Raw genomic sequence first — 482 nt, forward strand, 5'->3', positions numbered from 1 at the left:
CCCCAAGACGAAGCGTGGGGAGAACGAGTGGGTGGACAGGATTTGGGAGTTGTTGGACGCGGTGGACGAGTACATACCCACGCCGGTGCGGGACGTGGACAAGCCGTTCTTGATGCCGGTGGAGGACGTGTTTACCATCACGGGGCGTGGGACGGTGGCCACGGGGCGGATTGAGCGGGGCAAGGTGAAGGTTGGGGACGAGGTGGAGATTGTGGGCCTTGCTCCGGAGACGCGGCGGACGGTGGTGACGGGTGTAGAGATGCACCGGAAGACGTTGCAGGAGGGGATAGCTGGGGACAATGTGGGATTGCTTTTGCGGGGTGTAAGCCGGGAGGAGGTGGAGCGGGGGCAGGTGTTGGCGAGGCCTGGGAGCATTACGCCGCACACGAAGTTTGAGGCCTCGGTGTACGTGTTGAGGAAGGAGGAGGGGGGCCGGCACACGGGGTTTTTTTCTGGGTACCGGCCGCAGTTTTACTTTCGGA

At 62.9% G+C, this 482-nt stretch carries 1 protein-coding gene; it reads left to right on the forward strand.

Features of this window, described 5'->3' with window-relative positions; all coding sequences use genetic code 11:
• The coding region (locus ACYQ0J_RS07490) for an EF-Tu/IF-2/RF-3 family GTPase (protein WP_460171541.1) at positions 1–482 on the forward strand (482 nt) is incomplete at both ends.

The organism is Thermus sp. FJN-A, from assembly GCF_054655095.1.